We start from the raw sequence: 20,148 nt of genomic DNA, 5'->3' as shown, positions 1-20,148 counted from the left end.
TTTACTGCGAAGGCACACGGCCACGTGCCCGATGGCGCATTCGTGGTTCCCGACCCGAACCTGATCTTCAACGGCGATTTCAAGCGCGCCGGTCTCGATCTCGTGCTGTCTCATGATGGGCACGATTTCGTCGTTCACGATTATTTCAGGGGCGACAAGCGCGCGGCGATCGCCTCGCCCGACGGCGCGCACCTCACCGGCGACGTCGTCAACGCACTCACCGGCCATGTGCAATACGCGCAGGCCGCCTCAGGCATTGCCGCCGCGCAGGTCATCGGCCACGTCACCAAGCTCTCCGGCAGCGCGACCGCGGTCCGTAACGGCGTCTCCGTCATCCTGAACAATGGCGACAACGTCGAGAAGGGCGACGTGGTCTCGACCGGCGGCGACTCGACGCTCGGCATTACGTTCATCGACGGCACGGTGTTCGGCCTGTCCTCCAATGCGCGGATGGTGCTGAACGATATGGTCTACGACCCCAACGGGTCGAACAATTCCTCTCTGCTCAGTCTGGTCGCAGGCACCATCACTTTCGTTGCCGGTGAGACCGCTAAGCACGGCGACATGAAGGTCGACACGCCGGTCGCCACCATGGGCATCCGCGGTACGGCGGTGCTGAGCCAGATCAACTTCGTCGTTCCCGCTGGCGGCGGCGATCCGCAGCCGCAGGCAAGCTTCCAGGTGCTGGTCGAGCCGAACGGCACGACGGGCTCCTACATCCTGTTCGACAAGGTCACGCTGCTGCCGATCGCGACGGTCAACCAGGCCGGCCAGATGATCCAGATCAGCGGCGGCAACGTCTCGATCTCCAATGCGCTGATGTCGCCGGACATCCAGAAGCTGATCACGGACGTGTTCACGCTGAAGTTCACGGACAACAACAGCAACACCAAGCTGACCCAGAACTTCACCGACTCGATCACGCAGACCGGCAACATTGTCTTCATCAAGACGGATACCGGTGCCACCGCGACCGCGACCTTCACGCATCTCCCTGAGCCGGGATCGCAGGGGACCGGCCATAATCCGTCGACCAGCACCCGCATTCCCGGCCCGCCCGTTCGTCGAAGCCTCGATCTCAACGGCAATGTGAAGACGGCGTTCGAGATGATCGAGCGCGCGGGCACGACCGGCGACACAACTCATTACGATACCATCTCCGGTCGCATCACCTTCGTCGATCAAAACCTGGCCGATCTGCCAACGGTGAGCATAGACCTCGGCGATGCGCCGAACTTTGTCTACAAGAACGCCGGCCAGCAGGATGTCACCGGCGCGCTCTCTGCGCTCCAGAAGCAGGACATCGCGGCAACGCAGATCCAGCTCAGCGTGGCCGCAGCCGCCGGTAACAACAACAACGGCTCGGCGGTCTGGACCTACACGATTCCCGACCACGTCTTCGACTTCCTCGCGGCGGGCGAAACGTTGACGCTGACCTACAAGGTCCGCGTCAACAATAATTTCTCGGTCAATCCCGAAACGTCGACCATCGACATCACCATCACGATCACCGGCACCAACGACAAGCCGGTGATCACCACCAGCGTTCCGACCATCATCTTCGAAGGCGGCACCAGCGTGCCGGGTGGCCCGCTCACCAGCGATGTTCCCACGTCGGGCACGCTGAGCTTCGACGACGTCGATCTCACCGACAAGCATACGGTGTCGGTGGCGTTGAGCAGCGCGACCCTGCCTGACGGCACCGTTCCGCCGGGGCCGCTTGCGGCGTTCCAGAGCGCGATGTCGGTCGCGATCGCGGCGGGCGCCGATAGCACCGGAGACGGCACCGGCACCATCAACTGGTCGCTGGCTGACCTGCCGGTCTATCTCGCCGACTTCATCCCCAAGGGTGAGGTGCTGACGCTGGTCTACACCGTGACGCTCAAGGACGCGCAAGGCGCCACCTCGCAGCAGACCATCACCGTCACGATCACCGGCACCGACGCTCCCGCCGTGGTGTGGATCGCGACCGACAAGCTCGGCGCTCCCTCGGGCGGCTTCTGGAAGGATGCGGCCAACTGGGCAACCGGCACGGTCCCGACCATCAATGACGACGTCATCGTCATCACCGACCAGCTGCATGGGCTGACGCCGTCCTATCCGGTGACGATCGACACGGCAGCCTTTGCCAAGTCGATCACGATGAACGACTACGACACCGCGGTCGGCCACAAGGCGCCGGAAGTCATCAACAAGAGTGCGTTGACGATTGCGGGCGAGATCAGCCTCAAGGCCGATTCGAAGCTCACCAATTTCACGGCAAGCACGATCTCGGTTGGTGGCAAGGCTGAGTTCCTGGACAGCAGCGTCCTCACCAATGCCGGCTACCTGACGCTCAAGGGCGGCGGCGATTTCGCCAACGGCACCACAATCACCAATTCCGGCACGATCGAGCTGTTCGGCGGCACGCTGAAGACGCTCGCCGGAATTAACAATGCCGGCGGCACGCTGAAGGCCGATGCCGGCACGACGCTGATCGTCGACACCGCCACCATCAGCGGCGGCACGGTCACCATCGCCGGCAAGCTGGAACTCGACGGCAGCAGCGTCCTCAAGAACGGCACGCTGAACAATTCAGGGGCGGTCAACGTCAAGGGCACGGCGGATTTCGCCCACGAGACCGTCGCAAACACGTCCGGCGGCACGATCAAGGTGCTGGCGAATGGCTGGCTGACGATCGACCAGGGCTCCGGCGTCGCCAACACCGGCAACGTCACGGTGGACGCCACCGGCAAGCTGACGGTCAACGGCGCCACGATCAGCGGCACCGGCACGGTCACCGGCAACGGTGAGATTGATCTCACCGGCGCTGCGGTGCTGAGCGGCAGCATCCTGAACAACAACGCGGTCTTTAAGGTCAGCGGCACCGGCAACGTGCTGGACCACGAGACGGTCACGAATGCGAGCACCGGCACGATCGAAGTGCTGGCGAACGGCGCGCTGACGATCGACCAGGGCTCGACGGTCGCGAATGCCGGTAACGTCACGGTCGATGCCAACGGCAAGCTGACAGTCAATGGCGCCACGCTCAACGGTGCCGGGACTGTCACCGGCAACGGCGAGATCGACCTGACCGGCGCTGCCGTGCTGAGCGGCGGCATCCTAAACAACAACGCGGCCTTCAAGGTCAGCGGCAGCGGCAACGCGCTGGACCACGAAACGATCACGAATGCGACGACCGGCACGATCGAAGTGCTAGCGAACGGCGCGCTGACGATCGACCAGGGCTCGACGGTTGCGAATGCCGGCAACGTCACGGTCGATGCCAACGGCAAGCTGACGGTGAACGGCGCCACGATCAATGGTGCCGGTACGGTCACCAGCAATGGCGAGATCGATCTGACCGGCGGCGCGGTTCTGAGCGGCGGCATCCTGAACAACAATGCGGCCTTCAAGGTCAGCGGCACCGGCAACGCGCTCGACCATGAGACGATCACGAATGCGAGCACCGGCACGATCGAGGTGCTGGCGAACGGCACGCTGACGATCGACCAGGGCTCGACTGTCGCGAATGCCGGCAACGTCACGATCGATTCCGCTGGCAAGCTGACAGTTAACGGCGCCACGATCAGCGGTACCGGGACTGTCACGGGCAATGGCGAGATCGATTTGACCGGCGCTGCGGTGCTGAGCGGCGGCATCCTGAACAACAACGCGGCCTTCAAGGTCAGCGGCACGGGTAACGCGCTAGACCATGGAACAATCACGAACGCGGGCACCGGCACGATCGAAGTGCTGGCGAACGGTGCGCTGACGATCGACCAGGGCTCGACGGTCGCGAATGCCGGTAACGTCACGGTCGATGCCAACGGCAAGCTGACGGTCAACGGGGCGACGATCAACGGCACCGGCACGGTCACCGGCAATGGCGAGATCGATTTGACCGGCGCTGCGGTGCTGAGCGGTGGCATCCTGAACAACAACGCGGCCTTCAAGGTCAGCGGCACCGGCAACGCGCTGGACCACGAGACGGTCACGAACGCGAGCACCGGTACGATCGAAGTGCTGGCGAACGGTGCGCTGACGATCGACCAGGGCTCGACGGTTGCGAATGCCGGTAACGTCACGGTCGATGCCAACGGCAAGCTGACGGTCAACGGGGCGACGATCAACGGCACCGGCACGGTCACCGGCAATGGCGAGATCGATTTGACCGGCGCTGCGGTGCTGAGCGGCGGCATCCTGAACAACAACGCGGCGTTGAAGGTCAGCGGCACCGGCAACGCGCTGGACCACGAGACGATCACGAATGCGAGCACCGGCACGATCGAGGTGCTGACGAATGGCGCGCTGACGATCGACCAGGGCTCGACGGTCGCGAATGCCGGTAACGTCACGGTCGATGCCAACGGCAAGCTGACAGTTAACGGCGCGACGATCAGCGGTGGTACGATCAACGGTCTCGGCACGATCGATGTCACCGGCGCCAGCAAGATCGATCAATCGGCGACGCTGAGCACCACTGCCGTGACGGTCGAGAGCGGCGTCATCCTGACGCTGGATGACGTGATAGTTGCGGGCACCGCAATCGCCAATCATGGCACGGTCAAGGTCGATGCAGGCAGCAAGCTGACATTGAACGGTGCGAGCCTGACAGGCGGCGCGCTCACCGTTTCGGGCACGCTGAATTCGACCGGCACAACTGCGATTACCGACGCCAACATCTCGAACAACTATCTGATCGAGGCAACCCTGGGCGCGTTGACGCTGCTGGCGACGACCTCCGCAAGCTCGATCGCGAATGGCGGCATCCTCAGGGCCAATGGCGCCGAGCTCGACATCAACGGCGAAGCCATCGCAAACACCGGCACGCTGGCGGCGATCAATCATGGGACACTGAAGCTGATCGGGATGACGGTGACCGACACCGGCAGCGGTAGTGTCTCGGTCGAGTCCGGCTCGGCACTCGATCTTCAGGGCGCGACCATCGACGGCGGCACGGTGACGATTGCCGGTACGCTGGAATCGACCGGCACCAGCGCCATCGACAATGCCGACATTACCAACACCGGCACGATCACGGTCACCAGCGGTACGCTGACGATTGATCCCGCCACGCTTCACGCCATCACCAATCACAATCTCATTCAGGCGAAGGGCGGCGTGCTCGACGTCTCCGGTGAGGATATCTCCAACACTGCGGCTCTTGAGGCAGTCAACCACGGCACGCTGAAGCTGGCAAATCTCACCGTTAGCAACAGCAGTGCTGGGTCGATCACGGTCGACGGCACCTCGAAGCTCTATCTGACCGACGTTTCGATCAACGGCGGCAGCCTGAGCAATGCCGGCAATCTCTACAGCGCCGGCGTCGATACGGTCACGGGCAGCGTCACCAACACTGGCATCATCGAGGTCCAGAGCGGCATTCTCGACCTTGCGGGCGGCATCGCCGGTTCAGGCAAGGTAATCGTCGATGTTGGCGCGACGCTGGAGTTTTCGGGCGCGACCGGTTCGATCCACATCGTCAATTCCGGCTCCATCGTGGGCGCCGGTGGCAATGCGGCGATCCACATCCAGCAGGATACGACCGGTTCGGTGATCAACAATTCCGGCACCATCGGGCCGCCCGCCGCTTCGAGCGTGACCTCCGCGACCGACGCGATCATCGAGATCGGTGGCAGCCTCACGATCAACAACACCGGCCACATCAACGGCAATATCTCGGTCGCCAGCGCGACCTTCAATAACGAGTCCGGCGGCACCTGGACGGTCGCCGGCACGAGCGCCTTCGGCAATGCGTCGTCGATCGTCAATGACGGTGTCATCGATCTCCTCAACGGCGCCTCGATCTCCCTGGGTGGGCCTGGACTCGTCAATCACAGCCACATCGACAGCTGGGGCACGGCGTCGATCTCGGGCACCATCAGCAATACCGGCAGCATCGAGGTCCATGATGGCGAGCTGTCGCTGTTCGGCTTGCTGACCGGCACGGGCTCGGTCACCGTCGATGCCGGTGCGCTGCTGAAGCTCGAAGGCACGGTCGCGCAGACGATCAACCTCGCGGGCGACGGCGCCGCGGTTGAGATCGATACGGATACGTTCGGCGGATCGATCGCGGAGCTGTCGGCGAACGACACGATCGACCTGTCGACGATCAAATACGGGCTCGGCACCAGCGCGGTCTATGTTGCAAACTCCAATCCCGCGACCGGCGGCGTGCTGACGGTGACCGATGCGGACGGCAATCACATCAGCCTGAACCTGGCCGGCGCCGACTACAGCAATGCCCATTTCGCCGGGAGCGACGACGGCACTGGCCACACGCTGATCACGATGACCGATGACCACGCCCCGGCCTTCACCGCCGGCGGCGTGCTGGCGGGGGGCGTCTCCGAGCAGGCGGACGCCACCGGTGACTTCGCCACCTCCGATACCTCAACGCCTGCGACCGGCGCGATTGACTTCACCGACATCGACCTGACCGACCTGCCGTCGGCACAGATCACCGGCCAGGACGTGACCTCGCTTGGCGCCGATCACAGCACTAACCTCACCTCGTCGCTCTCGCTTGACGAGATCGCGGCGCTCAAGAGCGGGCTGACGCTTCTGCCGCAGGCCGGGCTGAACAATGGCATCGTCACCTGGAGCTATTCGATCGCCGACGGCGCGCTGGACTTCCTCGCCAAGGACCAGACCGCGAAGGTGGTTTCTACCATCACGAGCACGGACGATTACGGCGAGACCGCCACAACCGACGTCACGGTCACGATCACAGGCAAGAACGACGCGCCGACCTTGGCCGCGGTCACCACGGATCCGCTCGTCGATACCTCCATCGCCGACAGCTTCTCGGACGTCACGGGAATGCTGGTCGGAACCGACGCCGACCATGGAGAGACGGCGGGGCTGACCTATGCCGTTCTGAACGCGGATAGTCATGGGACGACGGCTGGCCTGTACGGCTCGCTGACGGTCAACGCGAACGGCACCTACACCTACGTTCCCGATGCGGCTTCGATCAACGCGCTTTCGGAAGGCCCTTGTTCGGACGTCTTCACGATTCAGACCACGGACGCGCAAGGTGCTGTCGGCACGGCATCATTCACGGTTGCCGTAACAGGCGCCAACGACGCTCCGGTGTTGACCGATGGTAGCATCGGGCAGCTCACCGATACGTGCGCAGCGGATAATTTCTCTGACCTCACCGGACAGGTGGTCGGGACCGATGCCGACTCCGGCGATACGCTGACCTACACCTTGCTGAACGCAGATCACCAGGCAGTCGGAGAGGTCACGGGTCACTATGGCGCGCTGGCGCTCAACACGAACGGCACCTACACCTACGTTCCCGATGCGGCTTCGATTAACGCGCTGCCGGGCTGCTTGCACTATTCCGACAGTTTCACGGTCCAGGTCACGGATGCACATGGCGCCGCCTCCACGGCGATATACACGGTGGACCTGACGGGCGCCAACGACGTGCCAACGCTGTCCGCTCTCAACCTCGGCAAGCTTACGGACACGGCGGCGACCGACACCTTCTCCAATCTCACCGGAAATCTCGCGGGCACCGACGCCGATGCCGACGAGACGGTGACGCTGACCTATTCTGTCCAGAATGCGGATAGTTGCGGGACGGCTCCAGGACACTACGGCGCGCTGACGGTCCACTCTGACGGCAGCTACACCTACGTTCCCGACGCGGCTGCGATCAACGCGTTGCAAGAAGGGCCCTTCGCGGATACGTTTACGGTCCAGACGACGGACGCGCATGGCGCGGCCGGCACTGCGATACTCACGGTGGACGTGGACGGCGCGAACGATGCGCCGGTAATGGACGTCAACCAGATCAGCCTCACGCATGACGGCGCTCAAGTCACTGTGCACGGTATCTCGGCCACCGACTCCGATGCGGCTGCCAATGAAACCTTCACGCTCGTTGCTTCCGGCTCGGGTAGCAATTTGAGTCCGGCGTCGACGTCAGATACCTTGGCGCATATCAATTCCGCGCTGCAGACCGTGACCTACACTGATGCAAGTGAAGGTGCGGCCATACAGACGGTCACGCTCACCGTGGCCGACAGTCACAACGCAAGCAAGACGGTTAGCCTGCTCTTTGGCACGGCCGGGCAAGATGACTTCATCGGGACAGGCCATCAGGACCAGTTCGTGTTCGCCGCCAGTTCCAACAACGATACGATCACCAATTTCACGCCCGGTCAGGACCATATCGACTTGTCGGCAGTCGTGACCGCCAGCGATTTTGGGGCATGGATGGCGCAGCACGTGGCGGCTTCGCCGACCAATTCCGCTGACACCCTGGTCACGATCAACGCTTCGGACACCATCCTTCTGAAGGGTGTCGCCCACCTCCAGGCGAGCGACTTCATCGTCCATGCCTGATTGCTGCATGATGGGCCGCGATCGTCGGCAGGCCCGATCCACGCTGCCGTTCACCGCCAAAGCGTGATATCCAGCCACCATGAAACGTCTCAAGATCCTGCGGCGGTGGTTTGCGCGCAAGTTCGGGTTTGCGCGGCTGATGTGCCTTGCGCTGCTGGTCGTATTTGCCGGCGCTCGGCTCTGGGATCCGCCTCCGATCCAGGAACTGCGGCTGCGCACGTTCGACATGTTTCAGTTGATCGATCCGCGCCACAAGACGGCGCGGCCGGTCACCATCGTCGACATCGACGACAAGAGCCTCGCCAAGCTCGGCCAGTGGCCGTGGCCGCGGACGCGGATCGCCGACATGATCCAGAACCTCACCAGTCACGGCGCGGTGGCGATCGGCTTCGACGTCGTGTTCTCGGAGGCCGACCGGCTCAACCCGGATCTGGTCGCGAGCCAGATGCGCTACCTGGACGACGCCACCCGCGCCAAGCTGCGCGAGCTGCCGAGCAACGACCAGATCCTCTCCGAAGCGATCAAGCGCTCGCGCGTGATCCTGGGCGAGACTGGGCAGCGGGCGATTTCGTCCGAGGTCGACAAGTCGCTGCCCTTCACCGGCGTCGCGACGGTCGGCGAGGAGGGCGCTGAGCGCTTCCTGTTCGAATTTCCCGGGCTGTTGCGCAACGTGCCCGAGATCGAGAAGGTCGCGGCCGGCCGCGGCCTGTTCTCGATCAAGACCGAGCGCGACGGCCTGATCCGGCGCGTGCCGATGATCATGCGCGCCCAGGGCATGGTCATGCCTTCGCTGAGCCTCGAGATTTTGCGCGTCGTCACGGGCACGCCGACCTTGCTGGTTCGGACCGACAAGACCGGCGTGCGGGCCGTGCGTCTCAAGGGCGTGGAGATCCCAACCGACAGGAACGGTCAGCTCTGGGTGCATTACGCGCGCCAGGATCCCTCGATCTACGTCTCGGCCGCCGACGTGCTCGACAATACGGTGCCGCCTAACAAGATCGCCGGCAAGCTGGTGCTGATCGGCACCTCGGCGGTTGGGCTCAACGACATCAAGACCACGCCGGTGTCCTCGACCATGCCCGGCGTCGAGATCCACGCCCAGGTGCTGGAGAGCGTGCTGAGCGGCGCGGTGATCTCCCAGCCGAACTATGCGCTCGGCGTCGAGCTGCTCGCCGCGCTCGTCATCGGCTTGCTCGTCATCATCTTCACGCCGAACCTCGGACCAGTTCGCCTCGTGCTTGCCGGCGCGACCTTCGCCGCTATCCTGATCGGAGTGTCCTGGTTCTTCTATGCGCAGCACCGCTATCTCATCGACTTCACTTATCCGCTGCTCTCGACCACCGCGATCTATCTGACGCTAATCTTCGCCAGCTTCGTGCGCGAGCAGCGCCAGCGCGTGCAGATCCGCGGCATGTTCGCGCAATACATGTCGCCGGTGCTGGTCGAGCAACTCGCGCAGTCACCGGAAAAACTCGTCCTCGGCGGCGAGGAGCGCGAAATGACGATCATGTTCTCCGACGTGCGCGGCTTCACCACCATATCGGAAACCTACAAGCACGATCCGCAGGGCCTGATCGCGCTGATGAACCGCTTCCTGACTCCGCTGACCGACGTGATCATCGATCAGAAGGGCTATATCGACAAATATATGGGCGACGCCATCATGGCGTTCTGGAATGCGCCGCTCGACGATGCCGAGCACGAGGTCAACGCCTGTGAGGCCGCGATCCAGATGTTGGAGAAGATCGACGCGGTCAACAAGGACCGCGAGCAGGAGGCCATTGATGGCGGTCACGTCTACATCCCGCTCAATGTCGGTATCGGTCTCAACACCGGCATCGGCGTCGTCGGCAACATGGGCTCCGACCTGAAGAAGAACTATTCGGTGCTCGGCGACAGCGTCAACCTGGCCTCGCGCCTGGAAGGCCAGTCGAAGGAATACGGCTTTCCCATTATCGTTGGCTCGCGCACCGCGCTCGCGGCCAAGGACAAGTTCGCGATCCTCGAACTCGACTTCATCATGGTCAAGGGCAAGACCGAGCCGGAGGTGATCTATGCCATCGCCGGCCGCGAGGATGTGATGCTTTCAGGCGCCTTCCAGCGGCTGCGCAACGTCACCATCGAAATGCTCGCCTGCTATCGCAGCCGCGACTGGCAGGGCGCGCTGGACGCGATCGACCGCGGCCGCAGGAGCGAGGATGCCGACACGCTGGAAAAGCTGTTCAAGCTCTATGAAGTGCGCATCAAGGAATTCCAGGTCAATCCACCGCCGGAAGGTTGGACCGGGGCCTATGCGCTGCTGACGAAATAAGGGAGGCGCTTGCTAGCGGCTAAACCCTCGGTGTCGTCCCGGCGCAGGCCGGGACCCATACTCCGCAGCAGAAGCTGTACGCCAGATCGGAGTTGGCTGTCGTTGCCGAATTCAACTCGGTGGTTATGGGTCCCGGCTACGCCGGGACGACAGCGGTGTTCGACGCCGCAGGCCGTCGCCTTAATAAGAGGTGTCGTCCTGGCTTTCGCCAGGACGACAGTGGTGTTTGCGGAAGCGGGGTGCCGACCTTGAGCCTCACTCCGCCCCGATCGTCGTGAGATCCTGGAACCAGTGCTGCGCCTGCACGAACTGCTTGACCTTGGGCGACAGCGCATGCGGGTTGGTGTCGTGCACCACCCATACCAGCGTGGCGTCGTCGACGATCAGCGCGTGCGCCTGCGCCAGCAGCTCATCCTGCTTGGCGCTGTCGAAGGTCTGCTTGGCCTCGTCGATCAGCGCGTCGACCTTCGGGTTTTTGTAGCCGCCCCAGTTGACGCCGACCGGCGCGATCTGGCTCGAATGGAAGAAGCGGACGATGGCGTAGAGCGGGTCAGAGGTGACATAGGCGATGTTGTTGGCGGTGATGCCGGCGTTCATCTCGTCGGCCGCGCCCTTGCGCCAATGCGTATAGAGTGTCTCGAGCTCGACGACCTTGAAATCGATGTCGATGCCGATCTCCTTGAAGCTCTGCTGCAAAAATTCGTTCATCGGCAGCGACAGCATCTGGCCGGTGCCGCCCTGTGCGATGATGAAGGTCGCTTTCAGCGGCTTCGCCTTGGAGTAGCCGGCTTCCTCGACCAGCTTCTTGGCGGCTGCGACATCGTATTTCAGCTCGAAGCTCGGCTTGCCGAACCAGGGCTCGACGGATCGACCTGTCCCTTGGCGGGTTTCGCAAGGCCATTCATCAGGCCCACCACGGCTTCACGATCGATCGCGAGGTTCAGCGCCTTGCGCAGGCGGATGTCGGTCCAGGGCGAACCCGGCAGCACGCTCAGATGATAATTCCAGACATGCGGCGTAACGTTGTCGACGAGCTTCATGCCGGCGGCCTTGAGCTGCGGCACGGCATCCGGCGCCGGCGTCTCGATCAGATCGACCTGCCCGGCCAGCAGCGCATTGGTGCGCGTCAGCGCTTCCGGCATCGGCACCAGCACGAGCTTGTCGACCTTGGGAATACGCTTCTTGTTCCAATAATCCGGATTCTTCGTGAGCTCGGCGAGTTCGCGCGGCACCAGTTTTGTCAGTTTGAACGGGCCGGTCCCCGAAGGCTGGCTCGCGAACTTGTCCCAGTCCTTACCGAGCTTCTCGTATTGCGCCGGGCTGGAGACCAGGAACCACAGCATCTGATAGGGAAAGAAGGAATCGACCGTCTTGGTGGTGATCTCCACCGTGAAGTCGTCGATCTTGGCGTAGCTCGCGACCGAAGGCAGGCGGGTCTTGACCTGCGCACTCTGGCGCTTGTCGAATTGCGGCGCCTTGTCATTGAGCACCTTGTCCAGATTCCAGATCACGGCGTCGGCATCGAACTCGCTGCCATCGTGAAACTTCACGCCCTTGCGCAAGGTGAAGCGCCATTTGGTCTTGTTCTCGGCATCGACCCTCCACTCGGTGGCCAATCCGGGCACCAGCTTTCCCGGCCGGTCGGCGACGTCCATCTCCCACGCCACGAGCGGATCGTAGATGGTGTAGGCCGTGAACTGATAGGCGCCCGCGCCGCGATCGGGCTGGCCGGTCGTCAGCGGGATGTCCGCCATCGAGATGCCGTAGCGCAGCACCGTTTCGGCGCCCGCCGGAATCGCGGACAACGCCAGTGCAAGCACGGCGAAACAGGTCGATAGTCGGATACGCATGGGCCAAAGCTCCAAGGAAGACTTCAAGGACAATCGGAGCCAAACCTGCAATCTTGATGCCAGAATAGGCAGCGAGGTGCTTTCGCCGACGTGTCATCACAAGGACTTGTCGTCGCAGGGGCAATTTGCAGAATAAGTTTCCCCATTGGCATAGGCATTGCATACGATTGCATCAAAATTAGTCATCGAAGCCGGAAAAGGATTGAGTCAATGTTGATCAAGAAAAACAAGACCCGCGCGGCGCTGATCGCGTTGCTGGCGCTCAGTAGCGCGGCTGCGTGGCCGCGCGCGGCCACTGCCGAAACCGTGCTGCGCATCGCCATGACGGCTGCCGATATTCCGCGCACGCTGGGCCAGCCCGATCAGGGCTTTGAAGGCAACCGCTTCACCGGCCTCACCATGTATGACGCGCTCACCGGCTGGGACCTTTCCTCGGCCGACAAGGCGAGCGTGGTGATCCCCGGCCTTGCTACCGAGTGGAAGGTCGACGATGCCGACAAGACCAAATGGACTTTCAAGCTGCGGCCGGGCGTCACCTTCCATGACGGCTCGCCGTTCAATGCGGACGCCGTGGTGTGGAATGTCGAGAAGGTGCTGAAGCAGGACGCGCCGCAATTCGACGCCAGCCAGGTCGGTGTCACGGCCTCGCGCATGCCGACGCTGGCATCAGCGAAGAAGGTCGACGACATGACGGTCGAGCTCACCACCAAGGAGCCCGACAGCTTCCTGCCGATCAACCTCACCAATCTCTTCATGGCGAGCCCGGCGAAGTGGCAGGCCTTCTACGACAAGGCGGAGGGCGCCGACGCCAAGGCCAAGTCGCAGGCCGCATGGACCGCGTTTGCCAAGGACGCCGCGGGCACCGGCCCGTGGAAGATGGCGGGCTTCACCCCGCGCGAGCGGCTGGAGCTGGTCAAGAATGCGAGCTACTGGAACAAGGACCGCGTGCCCAAGGTCGACAAGATGGTGCTGTTGCCGATGCCGGAGGCCAACGCGCGCACCGCGGCGCTGCTTTCCGGGCAGGTCGATTGGGTCGAGGCGCCGGCGCCGGACGCGTTGCCCGAGCTCAAGCAGCGCGGCTTCAAGCTCTACGCCAACGAGCAGCCGCACGTCTGGCCGTGGCAGTTCTCGCGCGTCGAGGGCTCGCCCTGGAACGACATCCGCGTGCGCAAGGCCGCGAACCTCTGCGTCGATCGCGAAGGCCTCAAGGACGGCCTGCTCGCGGGGCTGATGGTGCCCGCGACCGGCACGTTCGAGGTCGGCCATCCCTGGCGCGGCAGACCGACCTTCGAGATCAAGTACGACAAGGCTGCTGCACAGAAGCTGATGCAGGAGGCCGGATTCGGCCCGAACAAGAAGCTGACGGTGAAGACCCAGACGTCTGCGTCCGGCTCGGGCCAGATGCAGCCGTTGCCGATGAACGAATATATCCAGCAGGCGCTGGCCGAATGCTATTTCGACGTGCAGCTCGATGTCATCGAGTGGAATACGCTGTTCACCAACTGGCGCCGCGGCGTCAAGGATCCCAGTGCCAACGGCTCGAACGCGACCAACGTCACCTATGCGGCGATGGACCCGTTCTTCGCGCTGGTGCGCTTCCTGCAATCGGGCATGGCGCCGCCGGTCTCGAACAATTGGGGTTTCATCAACAATCCCAAATTCGACGAGCTGGTGAAGAAGGCGCGGCAGACCTTCGATCCCGCCGCGCGTGACGCCGCGCTCGCCGAACTGCACGCGGCCTCCGTCGATGACGCGGCCTTCCTCTATGTCGCCCACGACGTCGGTCCCCGCGCCATCAGCCCGAAGGTGACAGGCGTCGTGCAGCCAAAGAGCTGGTTCATCGACTTCTCACTGGTGTCGATGCAATAGTTCGCGCCTCATACGCAGTGCACCCTCTCCCCTTGCGGGAGAGGGTGGCTTCGCGCAAGCGAAGCCGGGTGAGGGATCTCTTTCCGCGGATGACCCTCTCTCTTTTTCGTTAACACTGCATCCGGGGTTAGAGCCCTCATCCGGCGCTTTGCGCCACCTTCTCCCACAAGGGGAGAAGGGAAGAAAAGAAACAACGTGCTCGCCTATATCGCCAGACGCATCGTCTACGTCATCCCGATCGTCATCAGCGTCGCGCTGGTGTGTTTTCTGCTCGTGCACATCACGCCGGGCGATCCGCTCGTCGCGGTGCTCCCCGCAGACGCCTCGCAGGAGCTCGCCGCGCAGCTCCGGACAGCCTATGGTTTCGACCGCCCGCTGCCGGTGCAGTTCGGGCTTTGGCTGCTCCGCGCGCTTCATGGCGATCTCGGCAATTCCATCGCCACGGGCCGCCCGGTGCTCGCCGAGGTCATGCGCGCGGTCAGCAACACGGTCACGCTGGCGATTGCGGCGGCGATCATCGGCTTCACCATGGGCATCCTGCTCGGCCTGATCGCCGGCTATTTCCGCGAGACCTGGATCGACAAGCTGGCGACCTCCTTTGCCATCGCCGGCGTTTCGGTGCCGCATTACTGGCTTGGCATGGTGCTCGTCATCATCTTCTCGGTCCAGCTGAACTGGCTGCCCGCTGTCGGCGCCGGACCCGGCGGCTCGGCCGCCTGGGCCTGGGACTGGGCGCATTTGCAATATCTCGTGCTGCCAGCGATCACGACCTCGGTGATCCCGATGGGCATCGTCACTCGCACGGTGCGCGCGCTGACCGGCGACATTCTCAGCCAGGACTTCGTCGAGGCGCTGCGTGCAAAAGGCCTGCATGAGCGCGGCGTGTTCCGCCACGTCATCAAGAACGCCGCCCCCACCGCGCTCGCGGTGATGGGACTTCAGCTCGGTTACATGCTCGGCGGCTCGATCCTGATCGAGACGGTGTTCTCCTGGCCGGGCTCGGGCTTCCTGCTCAACTCCGCGATTTTCCAGCGCGACCTGCCGCTGCTGCAGGGCACGATCCTGATCCTGGCGCTGTTCTTCGTCTTCCTCAATCTGATGGTCGACATCGCGCAAGCCGCGATCGACCCGCGCATCAAACGGGGCTAGCGATGAGCGAGCTTCCGTTGTCCGTCACCAGCGATACGGCGCTTCAGTCCGCGCCCGCGACCAAGGCGCGCGGCTATTGGGCGACCGTCGGCCGTCGTATCCGGCGTGACAAGGTCAGCATGGTCTGCGCGCTGGTGCTGCTGCTGATCTTCCTCTCCGCGATCGTTGCGCCGTGGCTCGGTCTGGAAGATCCCTACAGGGGCTCGATGATCCGCCGCCTTCGGCACATTGGCACATCCGGCTACCCGCTCGGCACCGACGAACTCGGCCGCGACATGCTGGCGCGGTTGATCTATGGCGGCCGGCTGTCGCTTCTCATCGGCATTTTGCCGGTGATCCTCGCCTTCTGCATCGGCACCTCGCTCGGCCTCGTTGCCGGCTATGTCGGCGGCAAGCTCAACACCGCGATCATGCGCACGATCGACGTGTTCTACGCGTTTCCGTCCGTGCTGCTGGCGATCGCGATCTCGGCGCGCTGGGCGCGGGCATCCTCAATTCCATCGTGTCGTTGACCGTCGTGTTCGTGCCGCAGATCACCCGCGTCGCCGAAAGCGTCACGACGGGCGTGCGCAACATGGACTTCGTCGACGCCGCGCGCGCCTCGGGCGCGGGACCGTTCACCATCATGCGCGTTCATATCCTCGGCAATGTGCTCGGTTCGATCTTCGTCTACGCGACCAGCCTGATCTCGGTCTCGATGATCCTCGCGGCAGGCCTGTCGTTCCTCGGCCTCGGCACCAAACCGCCGGAGCCGGAATGGGGCCTGATGTTGAATACCTTGCGGACCGCGATCTATGTCAACCCCTGGGTCGCCGCGCTCCCCGGTGCAATGATCTTCGCGGTCTCGATCTGCTTCAACCTGCTCTCGGACGGCCTGCGCAGCGCCATGGACATCAGGAACTAGCCATGAGCGAAACCAACCTCTCCGTCGCAATGCTGGAGCCGATCGAAGACCTCGGCGGCGTCGCCCAGCCGCTGCTCCAGGTCAACGGCCTCACCAAGCATTTCCCGGTTCGTGGCGGCCTGTTCGCCGCAAAGCGCACCGTGCGGGCGGTTGATAATGTCTCGTTCACCGTCGCCAAGGGCGAGACCGTCGGCATCGTCGGCGAGTCCGGTTGCGGCAAGTCGACCACCGCGCGGCTGCTCATGCATCTGATGCCGCGCGACACCGGCGACATCATCTATGACGGCATGAGCGTCGGCCAGTCGCTCTCCTTGCGCGAGCTGCGCCGCGGCATGCAGATGGTGTTCCAGGATTCCTACGCTTCGCTCAACCCGCGCCTGACCATCGAGGACTCGATCGCCTTCGGCCCAAAGGTGCACGGCATGGCCGACGGCGCCGCGCGCGCGCTGGCGCGCGAGCTGCTGGGCAAAGTGGGCCTGGTTCCTGCAAACTTTGCCAACCGCTACCCGCATGAGATCTCCGGTGGCCAGCGCCAGCGCGTCAACATCGCGCGTGCGCTGGCCCTGTCGCCGCGGCTGGTGATTCTCGACGAAGCCGTCTCCGCGCTCGACAAGTCGGTCGAGGCGCAGGTGCTCAATTTGCTTGCCGATCTCAAGAGTGAGTTCGGCCTGACCTATCTCTTCATCAGTCACGACCTCAACGTCGTGCGCTATATCAGCGATCGCGTGCTGGTGATGTATCTCGGCGAGGTCGTCGAGCTCGGCCCGGTCGACCAGGTCTGGGACCAACCGGCGCATCCCTATACGCGCGCACTTCTTGCCGCGATGCCGTCCTCGGATCCGGACCGCCGCACCGAGACGCCGCCGATCACGGGCGATCCGCCCAATCCGATCGATCCACCCTCGGGCTGCCGCTTCCACACCCGTTGCCCGTTTGCGGAGCCGCTCTGCGCAAATGCGACACCAAAACTCACCGCGCTCGATAGAATGGGCCACGAGGCCGCGTGCTACATGGCGATCCCGGGTTCAGGCCATAGCCGCGCGCCGAAGGAGGAAACCGCATGAGACCGACGACAAAAGAGATCAAGGCGACGGCACAGGTCGCCGGCGTTCCCGTCGACGACGAGATCGCGACGCGCATCTCCAATTCCATCGGACCGGCCTTCGAGGGCTTTGCAGCCATTGCCGGCACGTTGCCGTTCGATCTCGAGCCCGCGCTTTATCCGATCGCGCAGACTGCCAAGGTCTCGAAATGAGCACCGAGCCCGCATTGATGACGCTCACCGAGGTCGCGCGCGCGATCGCGATGAAGCAGGTGTCCTCGCATGAGGTGACGCGTGCGCTGCTGCATCGCATCGCGCAGTGGCAGCCGCACCTCAACGCCTTCATGTCGATCGAGGCAGAGGCAGCGCTGAAGGCCGCCGATGCCGCCGACGCCGAACTCGCCAAGGGGGAAGTCCGCGGTCCGCTGCACGGTGTGCCGCTCGCGCACAAGGATATGTATTACGACGCAGGTCACGTCGCGACCTGCGGCTCGTTGATCCGCCGCGATTTCGTTCCGACCGTCACCTCCACCGCCTTGCAGCGGCTGAAGGACGCCGGCCAGGTTCGCCTCGGCACGTTGCATCTCGCCGAATTCGCCTATGGCCCGACTGGCCATAACGCCCATTACGGCCCGGTTCGCAATCCCTGGAACGCTGCGCACATCACCGGCGGCTCGTCGTCGGGCTCGGGCTCGGCGGTCGCGGCGCGACTGACCTATGCGGCGCTCGGCTCCGACACCGGCGGCTCGATCCGCATGCCCGCGCATTTCTGCGGCGTCACGGGATTGAAGACCACCGTCGGCCGGGTCAGCCGCGCCGGCGCGATGCCGCTGTCGCAGTCGCTCGACACGGTCGGCCCGCTCGCCCGCACCGCCGAGGATTGCGCGCTGCTGCTGGCGCTGATGGCCGGCCCTGATCCTGAGGATTCGACCTGCAGTCATGAGCCGCTGTCTGACTATGTCGGCGCGACCAAGGGCTCGCTGAAGGGCCTCAAGGTCGGCGTCCCCTCGTCCTTCTATGTCGATGATCTCGACGGCGAGGTCGCGCGCGTGCTGGACGAGACCGTCGCGGTGCTCAAGCGTGAGGGCGCCGACATCGTCACGGTCGAGCTGCCCGACCAGCGGCAATTGTCCTCGGCAAGCCAGCTCGTGCTCGCAGCCGAAGCCGCCGCCTTCCACAAGCGCTGGATGATTGAGCGGCCGCAGGATTATGGTCCGCAGGTGTTGATGCGGCTCCAGAACGGCCTCGCGGTCCCCGCCATCACCTATCTCGAGGCGATGCGCTGGCGCGGACCTGCGCTCGCCGCGCACAACGCTGCCACATCGGGCGTCGACGCGATGATCGCGCCGGCGTCCCCGTGCCGGCGCCAACGATCGAGGAGAGCGACGTTGGCGGCGGGCCGAATGCGCCGGCGCTGTTGCAGCGGCTGACGCTGTTCACCCGTCCGGTGAATTACCTCGGCCTGCCGTCGCTCACGGTGCCCTCGGGCTTCACCAAAAGCGGTCTTCCGATCGGCATGCAGCTGATCGGCCGCTCGTTCGATGAAGCGACCTTGCTCACCATCGGCGCCGCGTTCCAGCGCGCCACCGACTACCACGAAAGGCTGCCGAAACTTCCGTCATGACAAAGCTCGTCGAGATCTCAGGCCTTAACATCCGCTTCACCGGGGAGCGCACGGTCTATGCCGTGAACGGTCTCAGTCTCTCGCTCGGCGACGGCGAGGTGCTGGGCCTGCTCGGAGAGTCCGGCTCGGGCAAGAGCGTGACCTTGCGCGCGCTGATGCGCCTGTTGCCGAAGAAGCGCACGCAGATCACGGGCAAGGTCAACGTCATGGGCCGCGACGTGCTCGCCATGAACGACGAGCAGCTGTCGTCGTTCCGCGGCCAAACCGTGTCGATGATCTTTCAGGAGCCGGCGCTGGCGCTCGATCCGGTCTACACCATCGGCGCGCAGATCGCCGAAAGCGTGGTGCGTCACGAAGGCAAGTCGTATGCGGAGGGCAGGGCGCGCGCACTCGAAATGCTCGAGGTCGTGCGCATTCCTTCCGCAAAACGGCGGCTCGATGCCTATCCGCATGAGATGTCCGGCGGCATGCGTCAGCGCGCGATGATCGCGCTGGCGCTCGCGTGTCGTCCCAAGATATTGCTCGCGGACGAGCCGACCACGGCGCTCGATGCCACCGTGCAGATCCAGATCCTGCTGCTGTTGCGCGAGCTGCAGCGCGAGTTCGGCATGTCCGTCATCTTCGTCACCCATGACATCGGGGTCGCCATCGAGATCTGCGACCGGGTCGCGGTGATGTATGCCGGCCAGATCGTGGAGCAGGGCACGCTTCGCGACATCGTCCGCTCGCCGGTGCATCCCTACGCCAGGGGCCTGCTCGCCTCGACCGTCCACGGGGCCAAGCGGGGACAGCGGCTCGAGACCATCCCCGGCACCCCGCCGTCGCTGGGCGAGCGGCCGCACAACTGCTCCTTTGCGCCCCGCTGCGCCGCTGCCCAGCCGCGCTGCCTGGAGCAATTGCCTGGGAATGTGGAGGTCGGGCCGGGCCGGGCAGCACGGTGCGTGCTGGCGGAGCCGGTCACCGCGCTGTCATGATATTTGGACCGCCAGCGGGGAACGGGGGAACAGCATTCAGACCTCGTTCATCCCGGTTCCGCTTCCATGGAACCGTTCACGG

The 20,148-nt window shown here is 63.9% G+C and carries 7 protein-coding genes and 3 pseudogenes; 9 read left to right on the top strand and 1 reads right to left on the bottom strand.

Features of this window, described 5'->3' with window-relative positions; translation table 11 throughout:
* Nucleotides 1-24 precede the first annotated feature (24 nt).
* Together AB3L03_RS14505 and AB3L03_RS14500 are read left to right on the top strand one after the other, a co-directional pair.
* Nucleotides 25-8,343, top strand: a complete 8,319-nt coding sequence (locus AB3L03_RS14505) for a VCBS domain-containing protein (RefSeq protein WP_368508830.1) — start codon at nucleotides 25-27, stop codon at nucleotides 8,341-8,343.
* 79 nt (nucleotides 8,344-8,422) lie between these two features.
* Complete coding sequence (locus AB3L03_RS14500; RefSeq protein ID WP_368508829.1) at nucleotides 8,423-10,654, top strand: CHASE2 domain-containing protein; 2,232 nt, start codon at nucleotides 8,423-8,425, stop codon at nucleotides 10,652-10,654.
* 255 nt (nucleotides 10,655-10,909) lie between these two features.
* Here AB3L03_RS14500 and AB3L03_RS14495 read toward each other — a convergent pair.
* A pseudogene (locus AB3L03_RS14495) lies at nucleotides 10,910-12,504 on the bottom strand (ABC transporter substrate-binding protein).
* 210 nt (nucleotides 12,505-12,714) lie between these two features.
* Here AB3L03_RS14495 and AB3L03_RS14490 point away from each other — a divergent pair.
* The 7 genes and pseudogenes from AB3L03_RS14490 to AB3L03_RS14460 all read left to right on the top strand — a co-directional run bounded on the left by AB3L03_RS14490 (nucleotide 12,715) and on the right by AB3L03_RS14460 (nucleotide 20,066).
* The gene (locus tag AB3L03_RS14490; protein ID WP_368508828.1) at nucleotides 12,715-14,373 is read left to right on the top strand and encodes an ABC transporter substrate-binding protein; all 1,659 of its coding nucleotides are present in this window, start codon (nucleotides 12,715-12,717) and stop codon (nucleotides 14,371-14,373) included.
* Between the two features lie 195 nt (nucleotides 14,374-14,568).
* The gene (locus AB3L03_RS14485; protein WP_085349306.1) at nucleotides 14,569-15,522 is read left to right on the top strand and encodes an ABC transporter permease; all 954 of its coding nucleotides are present in this window, start codon (nucleotides 14,569-14,571) and stop codon (nucleotides 15,520-15,522) included.
* Between the two features lie 2 nt (nucleotides 15,523-15,524).
* A pseudogene (locus AB3L03_RS14480) lies at nucleotides 15,525-16,426 on the top strand (ABC transporter permease).
* Between the two features lie 2 nt (nucleotides 16,427-16,428).
* Nucleotides 16,429-17,490 (top strand): ABC transporter ATP-binding protein, encoded by a 1,062-nt coding sequence (locus AB3L03_RS14475; protein WP_085383889.1) that lies wholly within the window; start codon nucleotides 16,429-16,431, stop codon nucleotides 17,488-17,490.
* Complete coding sequence (locus AB3L03_RS14470; protein WP_018457593.1) at nucleotides 17,487-17,681, top strand: hypothetical protein; 195 nt, start codon at nucleotides 17,487-17,489, stop codon at nucleotides 17,679-17,681. The genes AB3L03_RS14475 and AB3L03_RS14470 overlap by 4 nt, the downstream gene beginning before the upstream one ends.
* Nucleotides 17,678-19,092, top strand: a pseudogene (locus AB3L03_RS14465) (amidase). The gene AB3L03_RS14470 and the pseudogene AB3L03_RS14465 overlap by 4 nt, the downstream one beginning before the upstream one ends.
* Nucleotides 19,089-20,066 carry an ABC transporter ATP-binding protein gene (locus AB3L03_RS14460; RefSeq protein ID WP_085358021.1) on the top strand — a complete coding sequence of 326 codons (978 nt, stop codon included), beginning with the start codon at nucleotides 19,089-19,091 and terminating at the stop codon, nucleotides 20,064-20,066. Before AB3L03_RS14465 ends, AB3L03_RS14460 begins: the two are co-directional and overlap by 4 nt.
* Nucleotides 20,067-20,148: the final 82 nt, after the last annotated feature.

This window comes from Bradyrhizobium lupini, assembly GCF_040939785.1.
Taxonomy (GTDB): domain Bacteria; phylum Pseudomonadota; class Alphaproteobacteria; order Rhizobiales; family Xanthobacteraceae; genus Bradyrhizobium; species Bradyrhizobium canariense_D.
The sequence above is the reverse complement of the archived record's forward strand: the minus strand, read 5'-3'. Positions and strand labels throughout refer to the sequence as shown.

Coding starts and splice junctions, on each gene's coding strand:
- AB3L03_RS14500 (WP_368508829.1), top strand. CDS start 8,423: ATGAAACGTCTCAAGATCCTGCGGCGGTGGTTTGCGCGCAAGTTCGGG.
- AB3L03_RS14490 (WP_368508828.1), top strand. CDS start 12,715: ATGTTGATCAAGAAAAACAAGACCCGCGCGGCGCTGATCGCGTTGCTG.
- AB3L03_RS14475 (WP_085383889.1), top strand. CDS start 16,429: ATGAGCGAAACCAACCTCTCCGTCGCAATGCTGGAGCCGATCGAAGAC.
- AB3L03_RS14470 (WP_018457593.1), top strand. CDS start 17,487: ATGAGACCGACGACAAAAGAGATCAAGGCGACGGCACAGGTCGCCGGC.
- AB3L03_RS14460 (WP_085358021.1), top strand. CDS start 19,089: ATGACAAAGCTCGTCGAGATCTCAGGCCTTAACATCCGCTTCACCGGG.